We start from the raw sequence: 6,884 nt of genomic DNA, 5'->3' as shown, positions 1-6,884 counted from the left end.
GGTCTTACGAGAAATTTTCGCCTTCAACCCGCTGCAGGTTGGAAACTTCTGAACATTTTGTAATGGCGCTTGAGCCGATCAACGTAGGCCTTGTCCCGGATCATGTCTTCGAATACGTTGAGGAAGAATGCAGAGTAAGCCGACTGTGGATTGAATGGGTCAAGGATCGGACGGCTCCAACCTTCCCCTGCTAACTTTCGATAGAAGCGTTCACTCTCCCATCCATAACTAATCGTTGCCCATATCTTGGCGCCGCTGAGTTGACCTACGACCTGAAGGGATACTCGACGGCAGTCACAACTCTTATCGGCGCAGAAGAATTCGACGAAACCATATTCGTCAGCAGGGATCGGTGTGCCAGCAGAAACGATAACCGCCCGCATTTCTTTGGATGCCACATCTCGAAATCGTTCATAAAACGCCGTCATTGCCATAGTGAAATCCTTGCTGTGGAGCCTGAGAAAATTGATCATCGACGTAGCCGACGCTCATGCCCAGTTGCAGGTGCTGGCGTACTTGCAACGTGCGCTGCGGATCGTCGAGCATTTTGCCGAGGGCCAGATAGAGTCGGTACAGCTCAGCGCTATGGGCCTGTCGAAGCTCGGCCAGAGACGATTTTCATGAAGGTGAACTCTGTATGGTGATGCCGCCGGCACGGCCAGGGGCCGCAATTCGCAGGCACGCTGAATGGGCCAGCCGGGCTGTTTATCAAAGGTGACCTTGAGCCACGCATCGGGCTCGATACCGCTCAGGCGGGCCGATCCGTTCAATGGCAGCATGGTTAGCAATCCATAAGGCTGTGATCTATGCCTGTCATAACGTCCATGAGTCATCTATTTGCTAGAAAGCGATCTGGGCGATGCTGTCCGCCCGGGGAAACCGTAAAAATCATCCGCCATGCGTACCGGTCCTCGCGCGTGGACGAGCCGCTGCTCCCGGCAAAACATCTGGAATCGGCTCGAACAGCGCGTCGAGCTCATCGGCGGAGAACTTGACGGTGCCGGCGGCGTCCTCGGACAGGATGCTGTTGGCGAGCATGGCCTTCTTTTCCTGCAGGGCGACGATCTTTTCCTCGATGCTGCCGGCGGCGATCAGCTTGTAGACGAACACTGGTTTGTCCTGACCGAGACGGTGTGCGCGGTCGGTGGCCTGATTCTCGGCGGCGGGATTCCACCACGGGTCGTAATGAATCACCGTGTCGGCCGCCGTCAGATTGAGGCCGACGCCGCCGGCTTTCAGGCTGATCAGGAAGAGGGGCACCTCGCCCTGCTGGAAGCGCTGCACAGGCGTCACGCGATCGATGGTGTCGCCGGTGAGGATGACGTACGGGATGACGGCCTTCTCCAGTGCGTCGGCAATCAGTGCCAGCATGCCGGTGAACTGCGAGAACAGCAGCACACGCCGGCCCTCGTCGATCAGCTCCGGCAGCATCGCGAGCAGCAGGTCCAGCTTGGCCGATTCCTTGACGCGGGCGGCTTTCTGCAGCTTGACCAGGCGTGGATCGCAGCAGACCTGGCGCAGCTTGAGTAACGCCTCGAGCACGATGATGTGACTGCGTGCCAGCCCTTTGGCCGTGACGGCGGCCCGGACCTTTTCGTGCATCGCTGCGCGCACGGTTTCGTACAGGTCGCGCTGTGCGCCTTCGAGGTCGACCGTGCGCACAATGGTCGTCTTCGGTGGGAGTTCTTTTGCGACCTCATCCTTGCGCCTGCGCAGCATGAAGGGACGGATACGGCGTGCGAGCAGACTGCTGCGCACGCTATCGCCGTTTTTCTCGATCGGGGTACGCCAGCGCTTCGTAAAATCCTTCTGGCTGCCGAGAAAACCCGGCAGCAGGAAGTCAAACTGTGCCCATAACTCGCCGAGGTGATTTTCGAGCGGCGTGCCGGTCAGGCACAGGCGGTGCCGCGCCCGCAGTTCGCGGATGGTCGCCGCTGCTTTGGTGGTGGCGTTCTTGACGTACTGCGCCTCGTCGAGGATCAACAGATGATAGTCGTGCTGCGCGAGGATGGCCTGATCGCGCCACAGTAATGCATAGGTCGTGAGGATGAGATCGTGTTCTCCAATCTCGTCGAAACGATCCCTGCGCTGTGGCCCGTTCAGATCGAGGACCTTCAGGTCGGGCGCGAAGCGCTGCGCTTCCTCGCGCCAGTTGTGCACGAGAGTCGTCGGCACAACGATCAGTGCGGGCCGGTCGAGGCGGCCCGCTTCCTTCTCTGCCAGCACGTGGGCGAGCGTCTGCACCGTCTTGCCGAGGCCCATGTCGTCGGCCAGCACACCGGACAGATTGTGCTCACGCAGGAATTGCATCCAGCTCAGCCCCTGATGCTGGTAGGCACGCAGCTCCGCCTGCAATCCCCGCGGCACCGGCGCTTCCTGCAAGCCGGGACCGGTCTGCAGACGTTGTGCCATCTGGCGGATCGATGCGGCACTGTGGAACTGCCAGCGTCCCGTGTCGTTGAGCGCCTCGAGGCGAGCGGCATCGAGTTCGGAGATACGCAGGGCACTATCGCCTACGGTGTCAAACAGGTCGACCAGCACCCGCACAACGGGCTTGAGGCGGTCTGCACGCAGGCGCAGCCGTTCGCCCTGATCGGTTTTGAGTTCAATCGCTTCGTCATCGGCAATGCTGTCGAGCTCGCCGGACAGCCAGCGCCGGTCGCGCCGGAACAGCTCAGCGAGCAGCGGTTCCAGACGCACGGTGCGATCCCCTACCGTGATACCCATTTCCAGATCGAACCAGCCGTCACCGGCATGGCGGACCATCCCGTCAATGTCATCGATATCGATGACATTGAAACGAAACGCCGAGTCCATGGTGACCCGCCAGCCGTTGCTGCGCAGCGGGGGCAGAGACTCATTCACAAACGCTGGCCATGCAATCGGCCTGTGGCAACCCGAGCATCGCCTCAGGAAACGACTGCGGTCCGTAGCCGGGGGAGGCCTTCTGCAGTCCGGCCTTGCGCAGTTCGAGCAGGCGCTGTTTTTCAGCATGCGGGCGACGTCTGATCTGGGTCACGTCACCATTGGGCGCCACGAATAGCGACTTGCTGTTGTCCGCATTGACGCTCATGCCGTCGTAGTCGAAGCTGACCGTGGCGAAATCGAGCGCATGCGCCTGAGGGTCATATTTGCGGGGGTCCCGATTGCTGAAGCCCGACGCATACAAGGGCCTCGTATCGAGTGACAGGACCGGTACAGGTTCGGTATCGATCACGCGAATCGCTGACGTATCGTGCGCGGGCGGCAACGGCAGATCCGGTGCGCTCTCGCGCAGCACCGCAGCCACGAGTGGCGCTTCGGCCAGCGAGATCGGCGGCATCGACAGATAATCCCGAAACGATTCCAGTGGCATCGGCATTTGCACGCTGCCCGCTTCGCCGGCCTGCGTGTCAACATACCACGCGGGTTCCGTCCCGATGACCATGGCGGCGTCCGGTTCGGTGCGTATTACCGGTCGCACGCGCTCGTCGGCCTGCGTCTGCCATGCGATCTGGCCCGGTCGTTCAGCCCCCTGAACGAGTGCGGGACCCGCTGCCGATAAATCCAGCTGCATATACGAAGTTTGCGCTGCCTTGTGCCCAACAAAGAAGCGCCCGCTCGCCACCAGCTTCGACAGGGCGTCGGCACCGTTTGTACCCTGCAGCGCAAAGGCCCCGTAATCTTCACGGGATCGTCCCAGCCATAATCCGCGCAGCAGTATCAGGTCGTCGGCGGTGACAAATTTTGGCGGCTTGACGAGGGCAGCCTCAACGTTGTTCCATGACTCGGCGCACGCGCCGAGCGTGCCGTCCTTGCTTAAGCCCGCCTTGTAGGTCTGAACCTCGTGACGTTGGCGGTGGTCCACCCAGACCAGCACGTAGGCAAGCGCATGTGTGGGCTTCGCGGTGGCCTTCTTCGCGCCGGGCACCGCTGCTGCACGCTGCGTGCGGAAGGTCTCCAGCCAGCTCACGAGTTCGGGACGCACGCTGGGTGTTGCCACGGGTCTTGCTCTGGGTCTTGGTATGGGGCCGGACAATTTTTCGAGTTCCGCGAGAAGCAGCGCTGCCGCGTGTTTGCAGTCGAAGCCAACCGGGCAGGTGCATTCGCTTTCGATCCAGAGCCCGTCTACGGACTCGTAGAAATGCACATCCGTCTCATAGGGCTGCCACGCCGAGCCTTTGACCTTGCCGCTGAGCGTGCGGTCGTGCCAGCGCAAACCCGCTACGGCGTGGACGTACTTACGCCCCTTGGCGATCGTGTGGGAGCCTAACCAGTGCGTGATCTGCGCGCGGTCATAGAAAACTGACGACATCAGGGAAACCCTTCCATGCATGTTCAAGCCGGTGATGACAGCAACGCAGGTGTGCAGAGGAAACGTCGCGACTGCGCCCGCTACATGGCTGCCTGAGTTTGCCTCCGGCATCCATTGCCGGTGATGGGGGCATATTTTACGCGAGCGCCTTCGACTGGCGGGACGGCTCGCCTGGATGTTCATTGTTGCGTGTCGTTTGGGTATGTCGCCGGTCGTCTTCGGCGTGCAGATAGATGTCGGTGGTCTCGATCGACGCGTGCCGCAGGTTCTTCTGGATAAAGCGCAGGTCGGTGCCGGCATCCGCCTGATGCGACGCAGCGCTGTGACGCAGCCAGTGGGTTGAGGCCAGGCGAAGCGTGGTGGCGCCAACCGGGTTGGCGGTGTCGAGTACGTCAGCGGCACGTCGAAAGACGTCCCTGACGATCAGGTAGATCGCCGCAGGTGTCAGATGCCGCGCATCGTCGCCGGCGATGCTCATCACGGCCGGTCCGGCCTCACTCGCGGAAGGCACTGGCGACAGGCCGTGAAAGGCCCGGTAGCGCGCAAAATCCGCCATCAACGTGTCACTGACCGGCACCTCGCCCTCGGCGCCGCCCTTGCCGACGACGTGCAGCCACCATTTTCCACGACGCTGATAAAAGTCCGCCGCCTTCGCGTGGGCGGCTTCCGAGGCGCGCAGGGCCGCGTGATACAGCAGGCGGATCAGCCATCGGCTGCGTTCGTAGTGCTGCGCATCGCGTTCGGTCAGGCGCGGCCACTGCTCGACGCTCGCGAGCACGTGGTCCCACAGCGCGTGATCGAAGTATTGCGGCCGCGTCGCAACGCGAGCGGATTGCCGGCCAGATAGCCGGCGCTCACCAGGTACGTCATCAGGCCCGAGAGGATGCCCTGCGCCTGATGCCGGCTACGCTCCGACAGCGGCCCCTCGAACAGTCGCCTCGCGCTTCCTTTGCGCGGCCGATCGGGATCGGCCCAATCGCCCGTTGGCGACGCGAGGAAGCGCTCGTAGAGCAGAAAGTCCTCGCGCGTGAGGCTCGACAGCGGCTTGCCCAGCGTCTGGGTGGTCCACAGCAGCAGGCGTATCGCCTCCTTGCGGTAGCTGCGCAGCGTGTGCGGCGACGCGGCGTATTCGGCAAGCCACAGGCGCACGGCTTCGACATCGGTGTCGGCATCGATCTGCCTGTGTTTGCCGTTCGCGCGGTTGGTGCCAAGGCTGCCGTCGAGCGCGGTTGGCAACACGATAGCCAGAACGGGTTCGACGGGCGTGACGGGGAGCTTCATGGTGTGACGCGTTCCGGAATCGGGTTTTCGCAGCGTACAGCAAAGTTACTTTCGATTATACGGATTATCGTAAATTTCAAACGGATATCGTTATACATATACCGTTATACATATACTGTTATACGGTAATATACGATTCGATTTCCTCTCCCAACCCATCCACCTCGGCCGGTTTCACCGGCCAAACAGCCCTATGAGCCGCATCAGCGATACCCGCCTGCTGACCCGCCAGGCCGCCGCCCGACTCGTGGTGGCGGGTCGCCGACCACACGACCTGACTGTCGACCTGATCTATGCCGAGATCTGCCAAGGCAGTCGCACCACGATCAAGGACGAGCTCAAGGTGTGGAAGGACGAGCAGGCACGCGTCGATGCACTGAGCGCCGCGCTGCCGCCGGCGGTTGCAAACGCGATGCTGTCGGTCTGGGCGCTCGCGGTCGAACATGGCGAACAGGCCTTCGCGCAACGCGGCGAAGAGCTTGAGACCGAAGCGACGGGCGCGGCGATGCGCGCAGAGTCCCTGGCGACGGCCAACACAGCAGCTCTTCAGGCCGAAACGCATACCCTGCGCGCGCAATCGGAGCAGGCACTGCGCGATGTACAACAAGCGCATACGCGCGAGCTTGAGGCGCTGCATGCCGCCCGCGCCGGGCATGAGACCACCTTGCGGGCGGAAGTCGATCAGGCGACCGCCCGGCTCGAAGGCGTACAAAAGCGCGTCATGATGCAGACCGATGAAGCACGCGAAGCGCAGCGTCGCGCCGAAGCTGCGCTTGCAAAGACCCAGCAGCGCAACGAACAGTTCGTCGGTGACTTCCAGCGCCTGTCTGCCGACGCCGCCGAGCAGCGGCGGCTCGCCGATCGGCACGAAAAGCAGCTTGCCAGCGTCATGGACGAAGCACGCGAGCTGCGGCGGGAGCGCGATACGCTGGCCCAGCAGGTCGCGTCACTGCAAGGTCAGATCAGGACGCACACCGGTCCTCAGTCAACACGTCCGACGAAACGGCCGCGCTAAACGCCAGGTATCACGTCAGCATAGCTGTGCGCCGCGGCATGCCCAAACATCGAAGAACAAATACAGGCTCCCATGGCAGCCAACTCGCATCGACTGTCGATCCTGACCCGCCACGAAATCGACGAACTGTACGCACTCCCACGCTTTACCGATGAAGACCGGCACGCGTACTTCGAGCTGGGCGAGGCCGAACAGCAGCTCGTTCATTCACGTACGGCTTCGGTCGCCGCGCACCTGACGTTGCAACTCGGCTACTTCAAGGCAAAGAACCAGTTCTTCGACTACGACCAGGAT

Annotated in this window: 4 protein-coding genes and 2 pseudogenes; 3 read left to right on the top strand and 3 right to left on the bottom strand. The window is 62.0% G+C overall.

Annotated features, from left to right (window positions below; translation table 11 throughout):
• Nucleotides 1–23: 23 nt before the first annotated feature.
• Complete coding sequence (locus tag P0D80_RS47910) at nucleotides 24–473, bottom strand: hypothetical protein (protein ID WP_408295216.1); 450 nt, start codon at nucleotides 471–473, stop codon at nucleotides 24–26.
• Here P0D80_RS47910 and P0D80_RS47905 point away from each other — a divergent pair.
• On the top strand, nucleotides 466–624 hold the full coding sequence (locus tag P0D80_RS47905) for a hypothetical protein (protein WP_408295213.1): 159 nt from the start codon (nucleotides 466–468) through the stop codon (nucleotides 622–624). The two genes, P0D80_RS47910 and P0D80_RS47905, sit on opposite strands and share 8 nt — an antisense overlap.
• A 264-nt stretch (nucleotides 625–888) precedes the next feature.
• Here P0D80_RS47905 and P0D80_RS47900 read toward each other — a convergent pair.
• Nucleotides 889–4,294: pseudogene (locus tag P0D80_RS47900) on the bottom strand (DEAD/DEAH box helicase).
• Nucleotides 4,295–4,430: 136 nt separating this feature from the next.
• A pseudogene (locus tag P0D80_RS47895) lies at nucleotides 4,431–5,575 on the bottom strand (tyrosine-type recombinase/integrase).
• A gap of 193 nt (nucleotides 5,576–5,768) precedes the next feature.
• On the opposite strand from P0D80_RS47895, the gene P0D80_RS47890 reads away from it, so the two are divergent.
• Nucleotides 5,769–6,590: a DNA-binding protein gene (locus tag P0D80_RS47890; RefSeq protein ID WP_408295210.1), complete on the top strand. Its 822-nt coding sequence runs from the start codon at nucleotides 5,769–5,771 to the stop codon at nucleotides 6,588–6,590.
• Between the two features lie 72 nt (nucleotides 6,591–6,662).
• On the top strand, nucleotides 6,663–6,884 hold a 222-nt coding region (locus P0D80_RS47885), incomplete at its 3' end, for a DUF4158 domain-containing protein (RefSeq protein WP_408295207.1).

Origin of the sequence: Paraburkholderia sp. RL17-373-BIF-A, from assembly GCF_046030175.1 — a bacterium.
In the GTDB taxonomy this organism is placed as follows: Bacteria; Pseudomonadota; Gammaproteobacteria; order Burkholderiales; family Burkholderiaceae; genus Paraburkholderia.
This window is presented reverse-complemented; position numbering and strand designations above follow the sequence as displayed.